21 protein-coding genes and 1 tRNA gene are annotated in these 19573 nt (G+C 72.1%); 15 read left to right on the top strand and 7 right to left on the bottom strand.

The window, feature by feature from the left end; all coding sequences use genetic code 11:
- Nucleotides 1-126: 126 nt before the first annotated feature.
- Entirely contained in the window at nucleotides 127-297 is a 171-nt protein-coding gene (locus ACZ6Y7_RS02295; RefSeq protein ID WP_465755969.1) for a hypothetical protein, read from the bottom strand.
- 263 nt (nucleotides 298-560) lie between these two features.
- Between ACZ6Y7_RS02295 and ACZ6Y7_RS02290 the strand changes: the two genes are divergently transcribed.
- Nucleotides 561-1202 carry an HhH-GPD-type base excision DNA repair protein gene (locus ACZ6Y7_RS02290; protein ID WP_465755968.1) on the top strand — a complete coding sequence of 214 codons (642 nt, stop codon included), beginning with the start codon at nucleotides 561-563 and terminating at the stop codon, nucleotides 1200-1202.
- Nucleotides 1203-1244: 42 nt separating this feature from the next.
- Here the strand turns inward: ACZ6Y7_RS02290 and ACZ6Y7_RS02285 are convergent, their stop codons facing one another.
- Nucleotides 1245-1469, bottom strand: coding sequence for a KTSC domain-containing protein (locus ACZ6Y7_RS02285; protein ID WP_465755967.1), 225 nt, complete (start codon nucleotides 1467-1469; stop codon nucleotides 1245-1247).
- Nucleotides 1470-1597: 128 nt separating this feature from the next.
- Nucleotides 1598-3082 (bottom strand): MFS transporter, encoded by a 1485-nt coding sequence (locus ACZ6Y7_RS02280; protein WP_465755966.1) that lies wholly within the window; start codon nucleotides 3080-3082, stop codon nucleotides 1598-1600.
- 100 nt (nucleotides 3083-3182) lie between these two features.
- Here ACZ6Y7_RS02280 and ACZ6Y7_RS02275 point away from each other — a divergent pair, with 100 nt between their 5' ends.
- The gene (locus ACZ6Y7_RS02275) at nucleotides 3183-4238 is read left to right on the top strand and encodes a helix-turn-helix transcriptional regulator (RefSeq protein ID WP_465755965.1); all 1056 of its coding nucleotides are present in this window, start codon (nucleotides 3183-3185) and stop codon (nucleotides 4236-4238) included.
- Between the two features lie 127 nt (nucleotides 4239-4365).
- On the opposite strand, the gene ACZ6Y7_RS02270 is transcribed toward ACZ6Y7_RS02275, so the two are convergent.
- A complete protein-coding gene (locus ACZ6Y7_RS02270; RefSeq protein ID WP_465755964.1) occupies nucleotides 4366-4884 on the bottom strand; it encodes a YbhB/YbcL family Raf kinase inhibitor-like protein in 519 nt (172 codons plus the stop codon).
- Between the two features lie 83 nt (nucleotides 4885-4967).
- Here ACZ6Y7_RS02270 and ACZ6Y7_RS02265 point away from each other — a divergent pair, with 83 nt between their 5' ends.
- Together ACZ6Y7_RS02265 and ACZ6Y7_RS02260 are read left to right on the top strand one after the other, a co-directional pair.
- Nucleotides 4968-5645, top strand: coding sequence for a rhomboid family intramembrane serine protease (locus ACZ6Y7_RS02265; protein ID WP_465755963.1), 678 nt, complete (start codon nucleotides 4968-4970; stop codon nucleotides 5643-5645).
- Nucleotides 5646-5744: 99 nt separating this feature from the next.
- Complete coding sequence (locus ACZ6Y7_RS02260) at nucleotides 5745-6911, top strand: hypothetical protein (RefSeq protein WP_465755962.1); 1167 nt, start codon at nucleotides 5745-5747, stop codon at nucleotides 6909-6911.
- 31 nt (nucleotides 6912-6942) lie between these two features.
- Here ACZ6Y7_RS02260 and ACZ6Y7_RS02255 read toward each other — a convergent pair whose 3' ends face one another.
- Nucleotides 6943-8541, bottom strand: coding sequence for a helicase HerA-like domain-containing protein (locus ACZ6Y7_RS02255; RefSeq protein WP_465755961.1), 1599 nt, complete (start codon nucleotides 8539-8541; stop codon nucleotides 6943-6945).
- A 204-nt stretch (nucleotides 8542-8745) separates the two neighbouring features.
- Here ACZ6Y7_RS02255 and ACZ6Y7_RS02250 point away from each other — a divergent pair, with 204 nt between their 5' ends.
- Entirely contained in the window at nucleotides 8746-9042 is a 297-nt protein-coding gene (locus ACZ6Y7_RS02250) for a type II toxin-antitoxin system VapB family antitoxin (RefSeq protein WP_030061387.1), read from the top strand.
- A gap of 266 nt (nucleotides 9043-9308) precedes the next feature.
- The gene (locus ACZ6Y7_RS02245; RefSeq protein WP_465755960.1) at nucleotides 9309-9995 is read left to right on the top strand and encodes a LytR C-terminal domain-containing protein; all 687 of its coding nucleotides are present in this window, start codon (nucleotides 9309-9311) and stop codon (nucleotides 9993-9995) included.
- Between the two features lie 70 nt (nucleotides 9996-10065).
- On the opposite strand, the gene upp is transcribed toward ACZ6Y7_RS02245, so the two are convergent.
- Nucleotides 10066-10701, bottom strand: a complete 636-nt coding sequence (upp, locus tag ACZ6Y7_RS02240; RefSeq protein WP_402220125.1) for a uracil phosphoribosyltransferase — start codon at nucleotides 10699-10701, stop codon at nucleotides 10066-10068.
- 163 nt (nucleotides 10702-10864) lie between these two features.
- Here upp and ACZ6Y7_RS02235 point away from each other — a divergent pair, with 163 nt between their 5' ends.
- The 8 genes from ACZ6Y7_RS02235 (at nucleotide 10865) to ACZ6Y7_RS02200 (ending at nucleotide 15843) form a co-directional block, all read left to right on the top strand.
- Nucleotides 10865-11089: a hypothetical protein gene (locus tag ACZ6Y7_RS02235; RefSeq protein WP_402220122.1), complete on the top strand. Its 225-nt coding sequence runs from the start codon at nucleotides 10865-10867 to the stop codon at nucleotides 11087-11089.
- Nucleotides 11090-11348: 259 nt separating this feature from the next.
- Nucleotides 11349-11906 carry a tRNA adenosine deaminase-associated protein gene (locus tag ACZ6Y7_RS02230; protein ID WP_465755959.1) on the top strand — a complete coding sequence of 186 codons (558 nt, stop codon included), beginning with the start codon at nucleotides 11349-11351 and terminating at the stop codon, nucleotides 11904-11906.
- A 26-nt stretch (nucleotides 11907-11932) separates the two neighbouring features.
- A complete protein-coding gene (tadA, locus tag ACZ6Y7_RS02225; RefSeq protein ID WP_465755958.1) occupies nucleotides 11933-12460 on the top strand; it encodes a tRNA adenosine(34) deaminase TadA in 528 nt (175 codons plus the stop codon).
- A 78-nt stretch (nucleotides 12461-12538) separates the two neighbouring features.
- Nucleotides 12539-12628, top strand: a tRNA-Ser gene (locus ACZ6Y7_RS02220).
- A gap of 447 nt (nucleotides 12629-13075) precedes the next feature.
- Nucleotides 13076-13240: a hypothetical protein gene (locus ACZ6Y7_RS02215; protein WP_387613602.1), complete on the top strand. Its 165-nt coding sequence runs from the start codon at nucleotides 13076-13078 to the stop codon at nucleotides 13238-13240.
- Nucleotides 13241-13353: 113 nt separating this feature from the next.
- Nucleotides 13354-13647, top strand: a complete 294-nt coding sequence (locus ACZ6Y7_RS02210) for a Dabb family protein (protein WP_402220114.1) — start codon at nucleotides 13354-13356, stop codon at nucleotides 13645-13647.
- Between the two features lie 307 nt (nucleotides 13648-13954).
- Nucleotides 13955-14794 (top strand): RNA polymerase sigma factor SigF, encoded by an 840-nt coding sequence (locus ACZ6Y7_RS02205; RefSeq protein WP_465755957.1) that lies wholly within the window; start codon nucleotides 13955-13957, stop codon nucleotides 14792-14794.
- 143 nt (nucleotides 14795-14937) lie between these two features.
- Complete coding sequence (locus ACZ6Y7_RS02200; protein WP_465755956.1) at nucleotides 14938-15843, top strand: RNA polymerase sigma factor SigF; 906 nt, start codon at nucleotides 14938-14940, stop codon at nucleotides 15841-15843.
- A gap of 8 nt (nucleotides 15844-15851) precedes the next feature.
- Here the strand turns inward: ACZ6Y7_RS02200 and ACZ6Y7_RS02195 are convergent, their stop codons facing one another.
- Nucleotides 15852-16697 carry a tyrosine-protein phosphatase gene (locus ACZ6Y7_RS02195; protein ID WP_465755955.1) on the bottom strand — a complete coding sequence of 282 codons (846 nt, stop codon included), beginning with the start codon at nucleotides 16695-16697 and terminating at the stop codon, nucleotides 15852-15854.
- A 454-nt stretch (nucleotides 16698-17151) separates the two neighbouring features.
- On the opposite strand from ACZ6Y7_RS02195, the gene ACZ6Y7_RS02190 reads away from it, so the two are divergent.
- Nucleotides 17152-19491: a hypothetical protein gene (locus ACZ6Y7_RS02190; protein ID WP_465755954.1), complete on the top strand. Its 2340-nt coding sequence runs from the start codon at nucleotides 17152-17154 to the stop codon at nucleotides 19489-19491.
- Nucleotides 19492-19573: the final 82 nt, after the last annotated feature.

The raw sequence follows: 19573 nt of genomic DNA, 5'->3' as shown, positions 1-19573 counted from the left end.
GCGCACCTCCACCCCCACGCGCCCCCGCCGGATCCGGGGCCCCACCCCGAACACCGCCGCGCGAGCACGGTCCGCCCCTGCGGACGCCCAGCCCCCGCGGACGCCGAGCCCCCGCGGAGACCGGCCTCAGACCGAGCCCCCGGACCAGCGAGGCGCCCGCCGGGGTGCACCAGGCGCGCGGACGCGGCAGTCGACGAGGGGCTTCACGACGTACTCGGCACCGGCGAAGACCGCGTAGGCCCAGAACCCGGTCATGACGGCGCCGAGGACGGTGACGACGGTGGAGGTGACGGGCATTGAAGTGCCGTCCATTCGATGGCTGTTCGGTTCGACGCTCCCCTGACCCGGCGCCCGCGAGGGAGGTGACCGGCGCGGGCAAAAAATATTCCGCGCCGCCCCCCGCAGGGCCCCAACAACCGCTCCGCCAACGAACAAAGCAGGCATGGCAAGGCCTGGAACACCAAGACTTCCTCTGGTACGGGCGTGTTGACGGCCTTCGTCAACCCCGCGTCCACCAGACTGGGCGCCGACCCGACGTCAACTCCGAGGAGGGCAAGCCCATGAACGTCACCGTTCGGCTCGCACAGCAGCCCGAGGCCGACGAACTGCTCGGACGGAGTGCGCTCGCCGCGCTCGTCGGCATGCTGCTCGACCAACAGGTCCCGATGGAGTGGGCGTTCACCGGCCCGCTGACCATCGCGCAGCGCCTCGACCGGGACGACCTCGACGCCCACGAGATCGCCACCTACAACCCGGAGGAGTTCGTCGCGCTCCTCTCCGCGAAACCCGCCGTCCACCGCTATCCGGCCGCGATGGCCAAACGGGTGCAGCAGCTCTGCCAGTTCCTGGTCGCGCAGTACGACGGCGACGCCGCGGCGCTGTGGAAGGACGTCCGCACCGGCAAGGAACTGCTGAGCCGCCTCAACGCCCTGCCCGGCTTCGGCAAGCAGAAGTCGCAGATCTTCCTCGCCCTGCTCGGCAAGCAGTACGGCGTGCGGCCCGAGGGCTGGCGCGAGGCGGCCGGCGCCTACGGCGAGGAGGGCGCGCACCGCTCGGTCGCCGACATCACCGGCCCCGAATCCCTGGCCCTGGTCAGGGAGTTCAAGCAGGAGGCGAAGCGCGCCGCCAAGGAGGCCAAGGCCGCCGCCAAGCCCCGCACCACCACCCGCGCGACGGCCGCAGCGGCGACCGCTTCCCGGTAGACGCCGTGCCGGCACCCGGTGGACGGGCGCACCCGGCAGCGCTCAACCGGCCCCCGCGTCCAGGCGGGCGTAGCCGTACCGCCCCCGGACCCGCCGGACGAAGTACCGCCCGTGGCTCTCCGCCGCCAGCAACTCCCGGTGCACCCGCGCCGGAACCTCCGCGTACCGGTACACCGACCCACCGGTGAACTCCAGCTCCAGCACCCGCGCCACCGGGTCGTAGCCGACCGAGCGCAGTACCGAGGAGTCCACCGCCGTACGTTCCATGGCCCTTCCAGCATGCGCCGAGGGCCTCGGCCGCGCAGTGCGGCCGAGGCCCTCGGCGCGTGCCCGGTGCCCGGTGCCGTCCCGGTCCCGACAGGGCCGGTCAGACCGGCAGGGTCAGACCGGCACGGTCAGACCAGCACGGTCTCCCGCTCCTCCGCCGCGTCCTCGGCACCGGCGGCGGCGACCGCCGCCCCGCGCCGCCGCGGCAGCGCGAACATCAGCAGGAACACCGCCAGCAGCACCCCCGCGACCCACCACAGCGCGTGCACGAAGGCCCCGCCGAACGCCGTGCCGACCGCCTCCGGCGGCACCACGTCGTCCATCGCCCCGAAGAAGGCCACCGACACCAGCCCGAGCCCGAGCGCGTTGCCCACCTGCTGCACGGTGTTGATCAGCCCGGAGGCCGAACCGGCGTGCTCGCGCGGCACCTCGGCCAGCACCGCGTCCGTGATCGGCGCGACGATCAGCCCCATGCCGAGGCCCATCACCACCAGCGGCAGTGCCATCTGCCAGGGCGCGATCGCCGTCCCGTACCGGTCGGCCTCCCCGATGTAGGTGAGCACGCCCGCGGCCATCACCAGCGCGCCCGCCTGCAGCACCTTGCGCCCGAAGCGCGGCACCAGCTGCTGCACCGACAGCCCGGCCGCCACCGAGACCGCGATCGAGAACGGGATGCCGGTCGCGCCGGCCTTGAGCGGGCTCCAGCCCAGGCCCACCTGCATGTAGAGCGTCCAGACCAGGAAGAAGATGCCGAGCGCCACGCCGAAGGCCAGCTGCACGCAGATCCCGGCCGCGAAGGACTTCACCCGGAACAGCGCCAACTCCACCAGTGGGGAGCCGTCCCGCCGCGTCTTGACCTTCTCGTACGCCACGAACAGGGCGAACACCGGCAGACTGCCCACCATCGACAGGTAGCCCCAGAGCGGCCAGCCGGCCTCCCGCCCGTGCGTCAGCGGGTAGATCAGCATCAGCAGGCCGAGGCTGGCCAGCAGCACGCCCACCAGGTCGAGCTTCAGCGCCTGGTCGGCCTTCGACTCGTCGATGAAGCGGCGCCCGAGCAGCAGGCCCGCGATGCCGACCGGCAGGTTGATCAGGAAGATCGGCCGCCAGGCCAGGCCGAACAGGTCCCACTCGGTGAGCAGCGCACCGATCATGGGACCGGAGACGGCGCCCAGTCCGACCACCGCGCCGAACATGCCGAACACCTTGCCGCGCTCCTCCGCCGGGAAGGTCGCGTGGATGATCGACAGCACCTGCGGCACCATCAGCGCCGCCGTCCCGCCCTGCAGCAGCCGGGTCGCGACCAGCATCTCCGGCCCGGTGGCCAGCCCGCAGAGCGCGGAGGCCAGGGTGAAGCCGCCGATACCGATCAGGAACAGCCGCTTGCGGCCGTGGATGTCGCCCAGCCGCCCGCCGGTGATCAGCCCGATCGCGAAGGCCAGCGCGTACCCGCCGGTGACCCACTGCACGGCGCTGAAGGAGGCGCCGGTGTCCGCCTGGATGCTGGGGATGGCGATGTTGACGATGGTGACGTCCACCAGGTCCATGAAGGAGGCCACCATCACGATCGCCAGCGCGATCCACCTCCGCCGGTCGGCTCCTGCCGCAGTCATTCGGTACTCCTCGACTTCTCGCCCGCTCGTCTCGACGTGCACCACGGTACGGGCCATCTAGGTCGGATCCTGTCCCACTTGATCCGGCATCCTGGACGGCATGACCGACACCGCCGCCCGGCTGCTCAACCTGCTGTCCCTGCTCCAGAGCCCGCGCGAGTGGCCCGGCAGCGAGCTGGCCGAGCGGCTCGGCGTCAGCCCCCGGACGATCCGACGCGACATCGACCGGCTGCGCGACCTCGGCTACCCGGTGCAGGCCACGATGGGCGCGGTCGGCGGCTACCGGCTGGTCGCCGGCACGGCGATGCCGCCGCTGCTGCTGGACGACGAGGAGGCGGTGGCGATCGCGGTGGGTCTGCGGGCGGGCGCCGGGCACGCGGTGGTCGGCATCGAGGAGGCCTCGGTCCGGGCGCTCGGCAAACTGCTCCAGGTGCTGCCCGGCCGGCTGCGGCACCGGGTCGGCGCGCTCAACAACGCGACCGTGCCGCTGCTCAGCGGGGACGGCCCGACCGTCGACCCGGACGACCTCACCCTGATCGCCGGAGCCGTCACCAACCACGAGCGGCTGCGCTTCGCCTACCGCTCGTACGACGGCACCGGGACGAGCCGCAACGTCGAGCCCGAGCGGCTGGTCTCGGTCGGCCGCCGCTGGTACCTGGTCGGCTACGACCTGGACCGGGCGGACTGGCGGCTGTTCCGAGTCGACCGGCTGAGCGAGCCCTTCGCCACCGGTGCCCGCTTCACCCCGCGCCCGCTCCCGGCCGAGGACGCCGCCGCGTACGTGGCGGGCAAGCTGCGCCGCCCGTCACCGAGCGGCACCGTGGTCGCCACCGTGCGCGCCCCGGCCGAGCTGGTCCGGCAGCGCTTCCGCCCGGGCGACTCCGAGATCGAACCGATCGACGAGCACAGCTGCCGGCTGCGTTCCCGCTCCGACTCCCCGGAGTGGACGGCGATGCGGCTGCTGTCGCTGGACCGCGCCTTCGAGGTGCACGAGCCGCCGCAGCTGCGCGAGCACCTGCGGCGGCTGGCCGAACGCGCCGCCCACGCAGCGGGAACGGCCGGGCAGCGCGACCACGCCGCGGGAACAGCCGGGCAGCGCGACCAGGGGGCGGGAACGGCCGGTCGGGGCGACCACGCTGCGGGAGATGAGGGTTAGACCTCCGCCCGGTACCGGCCGTCACCGAAGTGGAACCACAGCACCCCGCCCCGGCCGCGGCCCGCCCGCCGTTCCCCCCGGGGCAGCCGCCGGACCCCGACCGGACGATCGGGCGCCGGCAACGGACTCAGACCCCGTACTCCGCGGTCAGCAGCGCCCGACCGAGGGTGTGGAAGGTGAGGTGGAAGCCGACCTGGGCCGGCGGGGTGTCCGGGGTGACGTCCAGCTTCTCCACGTCCAGGGCGTGCACGGCGAAGACGTAGCGGTGCGGGGCGCCGGGCGGCGGGGCGGCGCCGTCGTACTTGTTGCCCGGGAAGTCGTTGCGTCCGTGGAAGGAGGCCGCGCCCGGCAGGCTGTCGTCCGAGGAGCCCGCGCCGCGGGGGAGTTCGACGGTGTCGGCGGGCAGGTTGAGGGCGAGCCAGTGCCACCAGCCGGAGCCGGTGGGCGCGTCCGGGTCGTAGCAGGTCACGGCGATGCCCTTGGTGCCCTCCGGCAGGCCCGACCAGGCCAGCTGCGGCGAGAGGTTGCCGCCGCCGTGGATGAACTCCCGGTCCAGCGTGCCGCCTTCGGTGATGTCCTGGCTGCTCAACGGGAAGGACGGGACCTGCGGCAGGAACTCGTACGGCAGCGGCGGACGCTTGCTCATGGATGGTCACCTCTCGCGATCGGAACGACAACGGTCACTGTAATGGGGTGCACGTCCGATCCGGCGGCGCCTACAGTCGAGGCATGGCCACCAGGATGACCCGTCTGCTCTCCGACTCCCGCGCCGCGCTGTTCGCGATGCTCGGCCTCCAGGCCGTCATCTGGTCGGTCCAGGTGGTGAACTGGTTGGACGACTACGGGCTGTCGCGCGAGTTCGGCCTGCGCTCGGAGCGGCTCGGTGACCTGCCCGAGATGTTCACCTCGCCTTTCCTGCACTTCAGTTGGGACCACATCGAGGCGAACTCGTGGCCGCTGTTCGTGCTCGGCTTCCTGGCCGCCTTCCGCGGCATGCGCAGGTTCCTGCTGGCCAGCCTGGTGATCGCGGTGTCCGGCGGGCTCACGGTCTGGCTGCTGGAGCGCCCGAACACGGTGACGGCCGGTGCGAGCGGCATGGTCTACGGCTACCTCGGCTACGTGGTGCTGCGCGGGGTGCTCGACCGCAAGGTGCTGGACGCGGTGGTCGGCATCGCCGTCGCCGCGGTCTACTCGACCCTCCTGATCGGCGTGCTGCCGGTCACCCAGGGCGTCAGCTGGCTGGGCCACCTGGGCGGTCTGATCGGCGGACTGGCCGCCGCCGTCCTGCTCCGTGACCGCACCCGGGCGGCGCGGCCGGAGCCGGCGTCCGCGTCCGCCCCGAAGCCCGGCACCCCGGCCGACTCGCGGTCCGCCCTGCTCAAGGAGCTCGACGACCTGGGCCTGTGAGCGCCGCTCGCCCGAGGGGCACCCCTGTCAGGTCTAGACCAACCCCACCCCTGCGGCTAGCGTGAGGAGCGCCCCCGCCCCCTGCCCCGGAGCCGCACCGTGGAGTCGTCCGTCCTCGCCTTCGCCACCGACCTGCTCGACGAGGGCGCCGACACCTTCTTCGGCAACCTCACCGACCGCGCCGGGGTCGGCGGCGTCACCCTGGCCTCGGTCTACCACGAGGCCCGCGACGTCTTCCCGCACAACCCCCGCCGGGTGATCCGCTACCTGGAGCCGGGCGCCGCGTACTTCCGCCCCGACCCGGCCGCCTGGCGGGGCCGCCGCCTGGCGCCCGCGCCGTCCGCCGCCATCGGCGAGCGCGACCCCTTCGCCGAGGCCGCCGAGGAGGCCCGCCGCCGCGGCCTGAAACTGCACGCCTGGACGGTCTTCTGCCACAACGACCGGCTCGGCTTCGTCCACCCCGACTGCGCCCCGGCCAACGCCTTCGGCGACCGCCACCTCACCGAGCTCTGCCCGGCCCACCCCGAGGTCCGCGCGTACGCACTGACCCTGGTCGCCGAACTGGCCCGCTACGGCGTGGACGCGATCCGCGCCGAGTCGCTGCACTTCCACGGTCTGCGCCACGGCTACCACCACGAGCGCTTCTTCGAGGAGTTGGGCCCGACCGCAGAGGCGCTGCTCGGGGTCTGCTTCTGCCCGCACTGCCGCGCCGCCGCCACCGCCGCAGGAGTTCCGGCCGAGGAGGCCGCCGCGGCCGTCCGGGCCGAGCTGCGCCGCCGACTGGCCGACGAGTCCGCCGCCGCCGAGCCCGCCGACCTCGGCGCCCTCGCCGACGGTGCCTTCGCCGCGTACGTGGACGCCTCCGCGGCCACCGTCACCGCGCTGGCCGCCGACCTGTCCGAGCAGGCCCGTCGGCACGGCATGCGGCTGACCTTCATGGACGGCGAAGGCCCCGGCCGGGGCTGGCTCGCCGGGATCGACCTGCCCGCCCTGGCGAAGGCCGCCGACCGGATCGAGACGCTCGGCTACGCCAGGACCCCGGAGGCGGTCCGGGAGAAGGTCGCCGCCTTCGCCCTGCACGGCGTCCACCCCCGGGACCTCGCGGTGATCCTGCGCCCGATGTCCTCCGACTGCGACGGCCCGGAGAACCTCGCCGCCAAGATCGCCGTCCTGCGCGAACTCGGCGTCCCGGAGGTCGAGTTCTACCACTACGGGCTGATGCGGCTGTCCTCCCTGGACCGGATCGGCGCCGCCCTCTCCGGCTGAGAGCCCCGCCGGAAACCCTCCGGCCGAGGACTCACCGCCGCCGTTTGGACGTCCCGAACAGGCTGCGCGAGATCTCCTGCCCGAGCTGCCGCCCGGCCGAGCGCGCGAAGGACTTCACCGTCGGATTGCCGAGCAGCGACCCGAGCAACCCGCCGACGCCCTCCTTCTCCGCCTGCCGGGACCCGCGCCGCCCCCCGGCCGGCTCCGCCGCCCGCTCCCGGTCCGGCTCCCCCACCGGTTCCGGTCCCGGCCCGGCCGGCGCCGCCTCCGGCCGGGGCGCCCGCGCCGCCAGCTTCTCGTACGCCGACTCCCGATCGACCGCGTCCCGGTAGCGCGCCGTGAGCGGCGAGGCGTCCACGGCCGCCCGCAGCGCCCCCGCCTCGATCGGGCCCATCAGCGACTGCGGCGCCCGCAGCCTGGTCGCCGCGACCGGCGTCGGCGCGCCCTTCTCGGAGAGGACGGTCACCACCGCCTCACCGGTGCCGAGCGAGGTCAGCACCGTGCCGAGGTCGTACGAGGAGCGCGGGAAGGTCGAGACGGTGGCCTTGAGCGCCTTGGCGTCGTCCGGGGTGAAGGCGCGCAGCGCGTGCTGCACCCGGTTGCCCAGCTGTGCCAGCACGTCGGAGGGGACGTCCCGCGGCGTCTGGGTCACGAAGAAGATCCCGATGCCCTTCGAGCGGATCAGCCGCACGGTCTGGGTGATCGCCTCCAGGAAGGCCTTGGAGGCGCCCTTGAACAGCAGGTGCGCCTCGTCGAAGAAGAACACCAGCTTGGGCTTGTCGAGGTCGCCTACCTCGGGCAGCTCCTGGTACAGGTCGGCGAGCAGCCACATCAGGAAGGTGGAGAACAGCCGCGGCCGGTCCTGCACCGCGGGCAGCTCCAGCACCGAGACCACCCCCCTGCCCTCCGGCGTGGTCCGCAGCAGTTCGGCGGTGTCGAACTCGGGCTCGCCGAAGAACGCCCCGGCGCCCTCGGTCTCCAGCACGGTGAGCGCGCGCAGGATCACCCCGGCGGTGGCCGCCGAGAGGCCGCCGATCGTCTTCAGCTCCTCCTTGCCCTCGGGCGAGGCGAGGAAGGCGATCACCGCGGTCAGGTCCTTGAGGTCGTAGAGCTCCAGGCCCTTGCCGTCGGCGTAGTGGAACACCAGGCTGAGCGAGGACTCCTGGGTCTCGTTCAGGTCGAGCACCTTGGCCAGCAGCAACGGCCCGAAGCTGGTGACGGTGGCCCGGATCGGGATGCCCGCGCCCTGCCCGCCGAGCGAGTAGAACTCGGCGGGGCAGCCCTGCGCCGTCCACTGCTGCCCGACCTCGGCGGCCCGGGCGCTGGTGCGCTCGCTCGGCGTGCCGGGCGCGGCGACCCCGGAGACGTCCCCCTTGATGTCGGCCAGGAACACCGGCACGCCCTGCCCGGAGAGCTGCTCGGCGATCAGCTGGAGGGTCTTGGTCTTGCCGGTGCCGGTGGCCCCGGCGACCAGTCCGTGCCGGTTGAGCACGCCCAGCGGGATGCGCACCTGGGCGTCCGGGTGGGCCGTGCCGTCCAGCAGCACCGCACCGAGGTCGAGGGCGGGCCCGGTGAAGGCGTACCCGTCGGCGATCTCCCGGACGGTCTGCGGTGTGGGGGCGCTGGGCATCGGTGCACACTCCTGGGCGGATCGGAACGCATCGGAACGCGACGGAACGCGTCGACATCGGCGCCGGAACCCGACCGGTCCCGGAGCGATGTTCGCGACATTTCCCATCAAACAGCCGCATTCGTCCACCCGCAGTTCACACCGCCGCGCGTGGCGCCGTCGCGGCTGCTGCGCCATTCGCCACCCAAACGGTAGGCTTTCCGTGTGATCTTCAAGCGCATCGGCAATGGGCGGCCGTACCCGGATCACGGCCGGACGAGCACCCGACAGTGGGCTGACGTCGCCCCGCGTCCGGTGCGGCTCGACCAGCTGGTGACCACCAAGGGCCAACTCGACCTCGAAACCCTGCTGGCCGAGGACTCGACCTTCTACGGGGACCTCTTCGCCCACGTGGTGAAGTGGCACGGCGACCTCTACCTGGAGGACGGCCTGCACCGGGCCGTACGGGCCGCACTGCAGCAGCGCCAGGTGCTGCACGCCCGCGTCCTCGAAATGGAGTGACGGGCCGCCGGCACCGGGCTCGTCGCACCGACCACAGGCTTCCGGACCGCCCCCTCGCCCCCGGGCGGAGGGCGGTCCGCGCGTACCCCGGTACCCCCTTTCGGGTACCGGGGTACTCCAGATGATGATCGTTTAGTACCTTCACAGCGGTCCGGCACTACGCTGCTGACTACGGCCGCGACCAGGGGATCCACCCGCACCGGGGATGCCCGCACCCGGCCGACCCGTCATCCCGACCCCGCCCCGGTACGAGGGGGAGACAAACCATGAGCATGTTGACTCCCCAAGGCCTCAAGGGGAAGCAGTACCGCGTCACCGGCAACTCCTATCCGCGGCTGGGCCGACCCCCGAAGAAGAGCCGCAAGGTGATCGCCGCGCTCGCCGGCCTGCTCGCCCTGGCCCTGATCGCCCTCGGCGGTCTGCAGCTGTACGACATCTTCACGGGCCGGAACAAGAACTCCTCCGCCCAGGCCTGCGCGACCGCCTCCGGCAAGCCGCTGGCCGCCCCGACCCCGGGCGCCACCCCGGGCGCCCCCGCCGCCTCCGGGGCGCCCGCCGGCCAGGGCGACCCGCACGCCGTCCCGCAGCCCGCCGCCGTCACCGTGAACATCTACAACGCCACCACCAAGGCCGGTCTGGCCGGGCGGACGGCCGAGGAGTTCAAGAAGCGCGGCTTCACCATCGGCAAGGTAGGCAACGCCCCGGCCGAGCTGGACAAGAAGGTGCCCGGCACCGCCCAGGTGATCGCCGGCCCGGCCGGCGCCGGAGCCGGCACCCTGGTCGGCTCGCAGATCGCCGGGGCCTCCGTCACCACCGACGCCCGCACCGACGCCAGCGTGGACTTCGTGATCGGCGACAGCTACAACGCCCTGCTGGACGAGACCCAGGCGGCCGCCGCACTCGCCCTGGCCACCAAGCCCTCCCCCACCCCGACCACCGCGGGCAGCTGCTGACGCCCGCCACGCACGACGAGGGCCCTCCGGCGCGCTGCCGGAGGGCCCTCGTCGTTCTCCCGGTCCGGGATCAGCCCGCGGTGCCGTACAGCCGGTCGCCCGCGTCGCCCAGGCCGGGGACGATGTAGCCGTTCTCGTTGAGCCGCTCGTCCAGGGCGGCGGTGACCACGGTGACCGGCAGGTCCGCCAGCTCCCGCTGCATCACCTCGACGCCCTCGGGGGCGGCCAGCAGCACCACGGCGGTGACGTCGGTGGCGCCGCGCTCGATCAGCATCCTGATCGCGGCGACCAGGGTGCCGCCGGTGGCCAGCATCGGGTCGAGCACGTAGACCTGGCGGCCGGAGAGGTCGTCCGGCATCCGGGTCGCGTACGTGGAGGCCTCCAGGGTCTCCTCGTTGCGGACCATGCCGAGGAAGCCGACCTCGGCGGTCGGCAGCAGGCGGGTCATCCCGTCCAGCATGCCGAGACCGGCCCGCAGGATCGGCACGACCAACGGGCGCGGGTAGCTGAGCCGCGTGCCGAGCGTGACCGCCACGGGCGTGGTGATCTCCACCTCCTCGGTACGGACGTCCCGGGTGGCCTCGTAGGCGAGGAGGGTCACCAGCTCGTCGGTCAGGCGACGGAAGGTCGGCGAGTCGGTGCGCTCGTCGCGCAGGGTGGAGAGCTTGTGGGCGACCAGGGGGTGGTCGACGACGTGGAGACGCATGTACCGAGGTTAGCCCGGGTCTGGACGCCTGTACGACACGCCGGGCCCGGCCCGGACGCCCGAGCCGGTCACCCCTCCGTGACACGCCGTGACAGAGGGCGAATGTCAGGACGGAAGCGTCTCCTGTGGTATCAACCGGGCCGTTCTGGGAATGTCACGTCTTATGACGAGCAACCCGAAGGCCGGGGGCGGCTCGGCGGACGAGCCCGTCGGCGGTGCGGGCCCGCCGGACGACCACCCGGAGACGGAGGCGGAGCGCCGCAAGCGGCGGGCCGTCTTCCTGCGCGAGCTCACCGAGGCCCGCGAGCTGCGGGAGCGGGTGCAGCCCCGCCGGACCAAGGAACGGCGGATGCGCGAAGCGATGCGGATGCGAACCTTCCGGATCTGACGGGCCTCCGGCCGGGCACCCCGGCGGTCCCGGCGGGCCTCCGGAACAAATTTCGACCGGCTCCGGACCGTCCCGTCCCGACTCCGCCCTCCGCCACCCGGTCCTTCTGACACGACCTGCAAAGACGCGCTGCAGAACACCCCCCGCAAGCGCTGGCTTTCTGTCACGATTCCGATGGGACGGTCCGAACAGCGGACCGCCTCTGGCGCGGGGGCGGCCAGATTTCCGCGTTGCCCGAGCGCGCCGACAGCCGAGACCGATGATCTTGGGAGTGTCCCTGGTGGCGTACTTCGCTGCAGTGCTTGCTCGCTCCGAGGACGGGTGGGACGTGAGCGAGACGGAGCTCGACGACGTCGAAACCCTGGCCGACCTGGCCGACCTGGCCCGCGACTCCGCGCAGGACGACGACAGCGTCCTGATCTTCATCGAACAGGAGGACTCCTGGTTCGCCATCGTCCGCGTGGACGGCGAGGACGACCCGCGGATCTTCGTGTCGGACGGCGCCGCCGCCGCCCGCAGCTCCTACGGCTCCGTCCTCACCGACGAGCTGGTCGATCAGGCCGGCGAGAGCGAGTTCGGCGACCTGGACCACCTGCTGGACGAGGAGACGGAGGCGCCGGACCAGGAGGACGAGGACGCCGAGCCCCGTGGCGGAGTCCCGGTCGGCCCGCTCGGCGACTCCCACCTGCTCACCGAGTTCGGCCTGCCCTCCGACGAGCTGCTCGCCCTCAGCGGTGAGGGCGCGGTGCCGGGCGACGCCCTGGAGGAGATCGCCGAGGCCCTGGGGTGCGGCGAGGTCCTGGAGGCGGTCCGGTAGCGGCCGGATGCCCGACACTGGATGCCATGCAGCCCGCATCCACTGTGCAGACCGTCCCGTACGTCCCCCCGCTGCCCGCACCCGTCCGCCCCGACCCGGTCCGCGACCGCTGGGCGGCGCCGATGCGCCTCGCCATGGCCGAGGCCGCCCTGGCGCCGGCCACCGGTGACGTCCCGGTCGGGGCGCTCGTCCTGGGGCCGGACGGCGAGGTGATCGGACGCGGCCACAACGAGCGCGAGGCGGTCGGGGACCCGACCGCGCACGCCGAGGTGGTGGCGATCCGGCAGGCGGCGGAGAAGACCGGGGAGTGGCGGCTCTCCGGCTGCACGCTGGTCGTCACGCTGGAGCCGTGCACGATGTGCGCCGGCGCCATCGTGCTCTCCCGGATCGACCGGGTGGTCTACGGCGCCCTCGACGAGAAGGCCGGCGCGGCCGGCTCGCTCTTCGACGTGATGCGCGACCGCCGGCTCAACCACCGCCCCGAGGTGATCTGGGGCGTCCTCGCCGAGGAGTGCGGCGAGCAGCTGCGGGCGTTCTTCGACACCCACCGCTGACTCCCGCCCGGCCCCGCTGCGGCGGTCATCCCGGTACGGATTTCGTGACCGCGCCACCCGTCCGGTAGAGTTCCCCTCGGTAGCGTGTCCGAGCGGCCAAAGGAGCACGCCTCGAAAGCGTGTGTGGGGGCAACTCCACCGTGGGTTCGAATCCCACCGCTACCGCCAGAAAGCCCGAGGGCCCGTCCGATCCGGACGGGCCCTCGGCGTTTCCGCGCACCCTCGGACGCGGAAAGGGCTCCGCACACCGGGCCGACGACCACCGGGCCCGGCCCGTACGGAGCCTGGGAGGGGGAGCGGCTCGGGGGGACTGACCGCTCCCCCGGCGGAGTCCCACAACCGGCACCGCGTCGGGGGAAGCCGCGGCGGCCGGTCCCACAGCGGGGAGCTCCGGATCCACGCACCGGGGATTCCTGCCAGATCCTCGGTACGTCATCCATCCTGCGGTCCGGCTCCCGAGCGGGCACCCGGAGAAAGGCCCCACTCGCGGGGACCTTCGTCCTGCCGGCCGAACGCGTCGCTCACTTGATAGCCCGTCCGGGTGGATAAGCTGCCCCCTGCAGGCCGCTCGGGGACAGGATGACGGCGGCCCACAGCTGGGAGGAAGGCCACCCGATGGCGCAGGCGAAGAAGATCGGCATGATCCTCCTGCTCATCTTCGTGCTCTACTCGATCATCACCTCGCCGGCCCGGTCCGCCGAGCTGGTCCAGCTGGGCTTCGAGGGCATCTCGAACGCGGCCAAGGCGGTCGGCACCTTCATGACCGGACTGATCAAGTAGCCGGGTCCGGCCCGGCCGCCGGCTGCCCGGGTGGCGGACGGCCGTTCACCCGCACCTCGGCACCGGCTACGGTGGGCGCGACCCCCTACCCCCGTCCGCGAGGAGCGGCAATCGTGATCCGGCACCTGGTCCTGTTCAAGCTCAACGAAGGCGTCAGCAAGGACGACGAGCGCGCGCTCGCCGGCGCCAAGGCGTTCTCCGAGCTCGGTTCCGTCATCCCCGAGCTGCGCGAGTGGGAGTGCGGCTGGAACACCACCGACCGCGACATCGCGTACGACTACGCGATCAACAGCCTGGTCGAGGACCGCGACGCCCTGCAGGCCTACCTGACCCACCCGGCCCACCAGGCCGCAGCGGGCCAGTGGCGCGAGTTCGCGACCTGGGTGATCGCCGACGTCGAGGTCTGATCCCCCGTCCGGCCGCAGCACGGCCGGCACCCCGTCCCGGACCTTCCCCCGGACGGACCGCGGCGCCCCGTCCGGCCTCCGGACGGGGCGCCTTGCTCCGTCCGGGAACGATCCTTGCCGCGCCTCACCGACGGGTCCGGCGAGGGTCGAACACCCCACCAACACACCTCCACCGGGTGCTTGCCCGACCTGTGCCCACCTTGTGATGCTATGACCGGTTTTGCCGGACATGGCGAGGTGACCAACCAGCCGCGACACCCGATCCGCAGGGCCCGCCGTTGTCGACTTTGGGAGGGGTGACGTGTCCGTGGACGAGGTCTTGGCGGCGATCATCAGCCCGGCCGGCGAGCTCCGCCCGGACGAGCTGCGCGGCCCCGGCGGCCGCCCCGCCGTGGACGTCCGGACGCTGACCCGGGTGCTGTTCGAGCGGCTCGCCGAACTGCCCCCGGACGCCCCCGAGCGGGAGCGGGTCCGGGCCGCCCTGATCGAGGTGAACATCCCGCTGGTCCGCTACGCGGCCACCCGCTTCCGCAGCCGCAGCGAGCCGATGGAGGACGTCGTCCAGGTCGGCACCATCGGCCTGATCAACGCGATCGACCGCTTCGACCCCACCCGCGGCGTCCAGTTCCCCACCTACGCGCTGCCGACCATCCTGGGCGAGATCAAGCGCTACTTCCGGGACAACGTCCGCACCATGCACGTCCCGCGCCGGCTCCAGGAGCTGTGGGTCCAGGTCAGCGGCGCCATGGAGGAACTGACGGTGCTGCACGGTCGGGCGCCCAAGGTGCCCGAGATCGCCGCCAGCCTGCGGATCCCCGAGGAGGACGTGCGGGCCTGCCTGGACGCCGGGCGGGCCTACAACGCGGCCTCCCTGGAGGCCGCGCAGGAGCACGAGGGCGGGCTCGCCCTGCTCGACCGGCTCGGCTACGAGGACTCCGCGCTGGCCGAGGTCGAGCACCGCGACATGGTCCGCCACCTGCTGGTCCAGCTCCCCGAGCGGGAGCGCCGGATCGTGATGCTGCGGTTCTTCGCCAACCTGACCCAGTCCCAGATCAGCACCGAGCTGGGGATGTCCCAGATGCACGTCTCGCGACTGCTCTCGCGGATCCTCACCCGGCTTCGGACCGGCAACTCCTGGGAAGAGTGAGATCGCAGCGCGTTACCCCCGTGTGACATCTTGCGACGTTCGGGTTTGCCGTGCACCGTGTTCCGGTATGGAGGGGGAGGGCCCCGCCGGGAACCTCCGCGCGGCGGCCCCCGTTCAGATGTCAGTCACGAGGGGGTGGGTGCATGTCCGGAGAGCTGGGCACTGCGGAGATCCACGCTGGTCAGGCCACCGGCACTGCCGTCGCCGATGCCCTGGTCCCGCAGCAGCGGGTCGCGCCGGCCGAACCGGCCGGTCCCGACGCGGCACCCCCGACGCCGCCCGGCTCCCCCCTGGACACCCGGACGCTCTCCCGCTCGCTCTTCCTCCGGCTGGCCGTCCTGGAGCCCGGCAGCGAGGAGCACACCTACGTCCGCGACACCCTGATCGAGCTCAACCTGCCGCTGGTCCGGTACGCCTCGGCGCGCTTCCGCAGCCGCAACGAGCCGATGGAGGACATCGTCCAGGTCGGCACCATCGGCCTGATCAAGGCGATCGACCGCTTCGACCCGGAGCGCGGGGTGGAGTTCCCCACCTTCGCGATGCCCACCGTGGTCGGCGAGATCAAGCGCTTCTTCCGGGACACCAGCTGGTCGGTCCGGGTGCCGCGGCGGCTCCAGGAGCTGCGGCTGGCGCTCACCAAGGCCGGTGACGAGCTGTCCCAGCGCCTGGACCGCTCCCCCACCGTCGCCGAGCTGGCCACCTGCCTGGGGGTCAGCGAGGAGGACGTGGTCGAGGGTCTCGCGGTGGGCAACGCCTACACCGCCAGCTCGCTCGACTCCGGCTCCGGCGAGGAGGACGGCGACGGGCCGCTGGCCGACCGGCTGGGCTACGAGGACCTCGCCCTGGAGGGCGTCGAGTACCGGGAGTCGCTGAAGCCGCTGCTGGCCAAGCTGCCGCCGCGCGAGCGCCGGATCATCATGCTCCGCTTCTTCGGCAACCTCACCCAGTCGCAGATCGGCGAGGAGATCGGGATCTCGCAGATGCACGTCTCCCGGCTGCTCACCCGGACGCTCACCCAGCTCCGCGAGGGGCTGATCAGCGAGGGCTGAGCCGCCCGTCAGCCGCCGCCGTCCAGCAGGTTGACGCGCAGCCCGGCCAGCACGTCGTCGTCCAGCCCGAGCCCCTCCCGCCAGTACGGGTCGAAGCCGCCCCACCCGGCCTCGACCTCCGCGAAGGCCGCGTCCAGGTAGTCGCGGTCGGCCCGGAAGACCGGCAGGAGCAGCTCCGGCTCGCTCATCAGGCCGCGGGCCGCGAAGTCGCCCAGCACCCGGTCGACGACCGGGGCGGAGCGCTCGTTGGTCAGCAGGTAGTCGGCGAGCACGGCCTCCCGGTCCACCCCGAGCGCGGTCAGCAGGAGCGCGGCCGCCCAGCCGGTGCGGTCCTTGCCGGCCGAGCAGTGGAACAGCAGCGGCGGGCCGTCCGGAGCGGCCAGCAGGCGCAGCAGGCCGGCGAAGCGCTCGCGGGCCTGCGGATCGGTGACGAACCAGCGGTAGAGCCCGGTCATCACGAAGCCCGCCCGACCCCCGCCGAGCAGTTCGCGCTGCCGCCGCCGGCTCGGGTCGGCAAGGGTGTCCCTGATCATCAGGTAGATGTCGAAGTCGGCTGCCAGCAATGGGAGATGATGCAGGGCCACGCCAGCCGGCAGCCGGTCGTGGCCGGTGGCGCGGACCTCGTCCATGCTGCGCAGGTCCACCACTCGGCGCAGGCCCAACTCGCCCAGCGCACCGAGGTCTTCGGCGGTGACACGGTTCAGGCCATCACTGCGCAGGGCCACGCCGGGCCGCACCGTCCGCCCGTCCGCGGTCCGGTACCCGCCCAGATCACGGGCGTTGACCGCGCCGCGCAGAGCGAGACTGCGTCCGACCAGCTCGGTTCCGTCCGGTTCCCGTACCGATTTCCGCACTCCCTGGAAACTCCCAGACTCGGGGTGCCGATCAGCCACGCGGGCGCCTCCATTGCATATTCGGACTGTCACATGGCACAGCGGTGCCCGATATTGCATGAACCTGCCCGATGGACCGGCAAGATGTGCGAGAGTGTCATGCGCAACGACGACAGTGTAGGTGTGCCGCCCGCCCCACCGAGCCACACCGTCGGTAACCATCTGTAGCGCTCAGCGTTCGATTTTTCATTTTCAATTCATTATTTGCGTCACCGGTCCAGTTCCGGTCACAATCAGCGCCTTCATGGCATCGCCATGAACGTTGGTAACAGGTTCGCTGCACTCTCGCCCTTTTGGTCCCTCACACGGCCGACCCTCGACCAGGATGGGCCCCGGGCAGCCTGCTGCCCGCGAACAGCTACACGGGCAGGCGAGCGCCGAGCAGCGCGGCGCCTGCCTCAAGGGGAGGATCACCATGGGTCGAGCGACCCGAAGAGTCGCCGCGTGTGCGGCGGCAGTTCTGCTGGCCAGCGGCCTGCAGTCCACCCTGGCCTACGGCGACACGACGCCGCCCAGGATCGACCTCACCATCCTGGTCGTCGACGACGGCGGACCCTCCGTCGCAGCCATCACCGCCGAGCTGAAGAGCCAGGGCACGCCGTACAAGGTCATCAGCCTCAATGACCCCAACCGTCCCGTCATCAACTCGGCTTTCCTGAGTGACACGGTGAACGGCCAGCCCCGCGGGAAGTTCCAGGGCATCGTGCTGCCCAACGAAAACCCCTTCCCCAACAGCGCCGCCGAGATGTCGGCGATCGCGAGCTACGAAGCCGCTTTCAACGTCCGCCAGATCGACGCGTACACGTGGGCCAGTCCCGCGGTGGGTCTGAACTACGCGCAGAATCCCGGTTTCGTCGGCACTCTCGACGGATTCCAGGGTGCCACCACCCCGGCCGGAACTTCGGGTCCGTTCGGGTACCTCAAGGGCAGCGTCCCGTTCGAGGACAACGACCCGAGTGTCAGCGAGAGCTACGGCTACCTGGCGACCCCGCTCGCCTCCCTCCCGGCCGGCGCCTCGTTCACGCCCCTGGTCGACGCCCCGATACCCGACACCACCTCCCGCGGCTCGCTGGTCGGCGAGTACACCCACGACGGCCGCAAGGAGCTGGTCGTCACCTTCGTCTACAACCAGTACCAGCAGCAGTACCGTCTGCTGGCCCGCGGCATGGTCGACTGGATCACCCAGGGCGTCCACCTCGGCTACGACCGCAACTACTTCGCGGCGCACGTGGACGACGTCTTCCTGGCCGACGACCGCTGGGACACGGTGCTGAAGTGCACCCCCGGTGACGTCACCTGCCCGCCCGGCACCCCGGACACCGCCAACCCGATCCGGATGACCCAGGCCGACGCGCAGTACGCGAAGCAGTGGCAAGCCGCCAACAACTTCACCCTGGACATGGTGTTCAACGGTGGCGGCAGCGAGGACTGGAAGGCCGACCACTCGGCCACCGTGGACCCCACGGCGAGCCAGATGATCGCCGACCAGAACAGCTACCGCTGGGTCAACCACACCTACACCCACCCGTACCTGGGCTGCGTCCAGGACGTCACGGTGGTGCCGTGGAAGTGCACCAAGGACGCCTCGGGCAACACCGTCTGGGTCGACCAGAACACCATCTCCACCCAGATCAAGAACAACTTCGACTGGGCCAAGACCAACGGGCTGAACGTCGACCCGCAGGTCCTGGTCACCGGTGAGCACTCCGGCCTGCTGACCGCCCCGCAGGAGACCAGCGACAACCCGTACCTGGCGCCGGCGCTGGCCGCCAACGGCATCAAGTTCACGGGCAGCGACGCCTCCCGCGAGCCCGCCCAGCGGGCCGTCGGCTCGTCCACGCTGACCGTGCCGCGGTACCCGATGAACGTCTTCTACAACGCCGGCACGGCGAAGGAGGAGACCGACGAGTACAACTGGATCTACACCAGCAAGGCCAACGGCGGCAGCGGCGTCTGCGAGAACAACGCCAACTCGACCTGCCTGCCGGCGCCGCTGGACGTCAACACCGGCTACCAGTCGTACATCGTGCCGCTGGAGGCCCGGATCGACCTCGGCCACGTGCTGAGCAACGACCCGCGCCCGCACTTCATCCACCAGTCGAACCTCTCCGAGGACAAGATCCTCTACCCGGTGCTGGAGAAGATCCTCGGCACCTACCGCTCGCTGCACGCCGACAACGCCCCGATCGTGAACCTCGGCGAGCGGGAGATCGGCCAGGAGTTCCAGAAGCGCGCGGCCTGGAACGCGGCCGTCGCCGCCGGCAAGGTCACCGCCTACCGGGTCGGCAACACCGTCACGGTCAACGCGCCGTCCGGTGTTCAGGTCCAGGCCACCATGCCGACCGGAACCTCTCAGAAGCTGGCCATCGGGTCGACCGCCTTCGGTTCGGCCTACGCCGGTACGCTGTCGGGCTGGGTGTCCCCGGGCGCCCTGCAGAGCGGTGTCACCCTGCAGCTGCCGTCGGCTCCGGCCGCTCCGGCCGCCGTCGCGCCGAGCGTCGCGGCCCAGTCCGTCCCGGCCCCGGCGCCGGCGGACAAGAAGGTCGTCCCGCAGGGCGTCGCCACCCCGGTCCCGGTGGGCCCGAGCGACACCACGCGCAAGCCCGCCGCGTCCCTGGTCCCCGGCAGCGGGGCCCCGGTGCCCGGCAAGGGTGTCGTGGACGGCACCGGCGGCAAGGCCGCGGCGAAGAACGGCAAGGCCTCCGGGGGGACGGCCACGCCGAGCAGCACCACCGGGCGCTCCGGCAACCGGTAACCCGTAAGACCCGCTGGCGGGGCCGGACCGGGCAACCGGCCCGGCCCCGCCACGGCTCCCGTTCCGGCCACCCAGGCCGGAA

It is taken from the genome of Kitasatospora sp. NPDC053308 (assembly GCF_055585785.1).
This window is presented reverse-complemented; position numbering and strand designations above follow the sequence as displayed.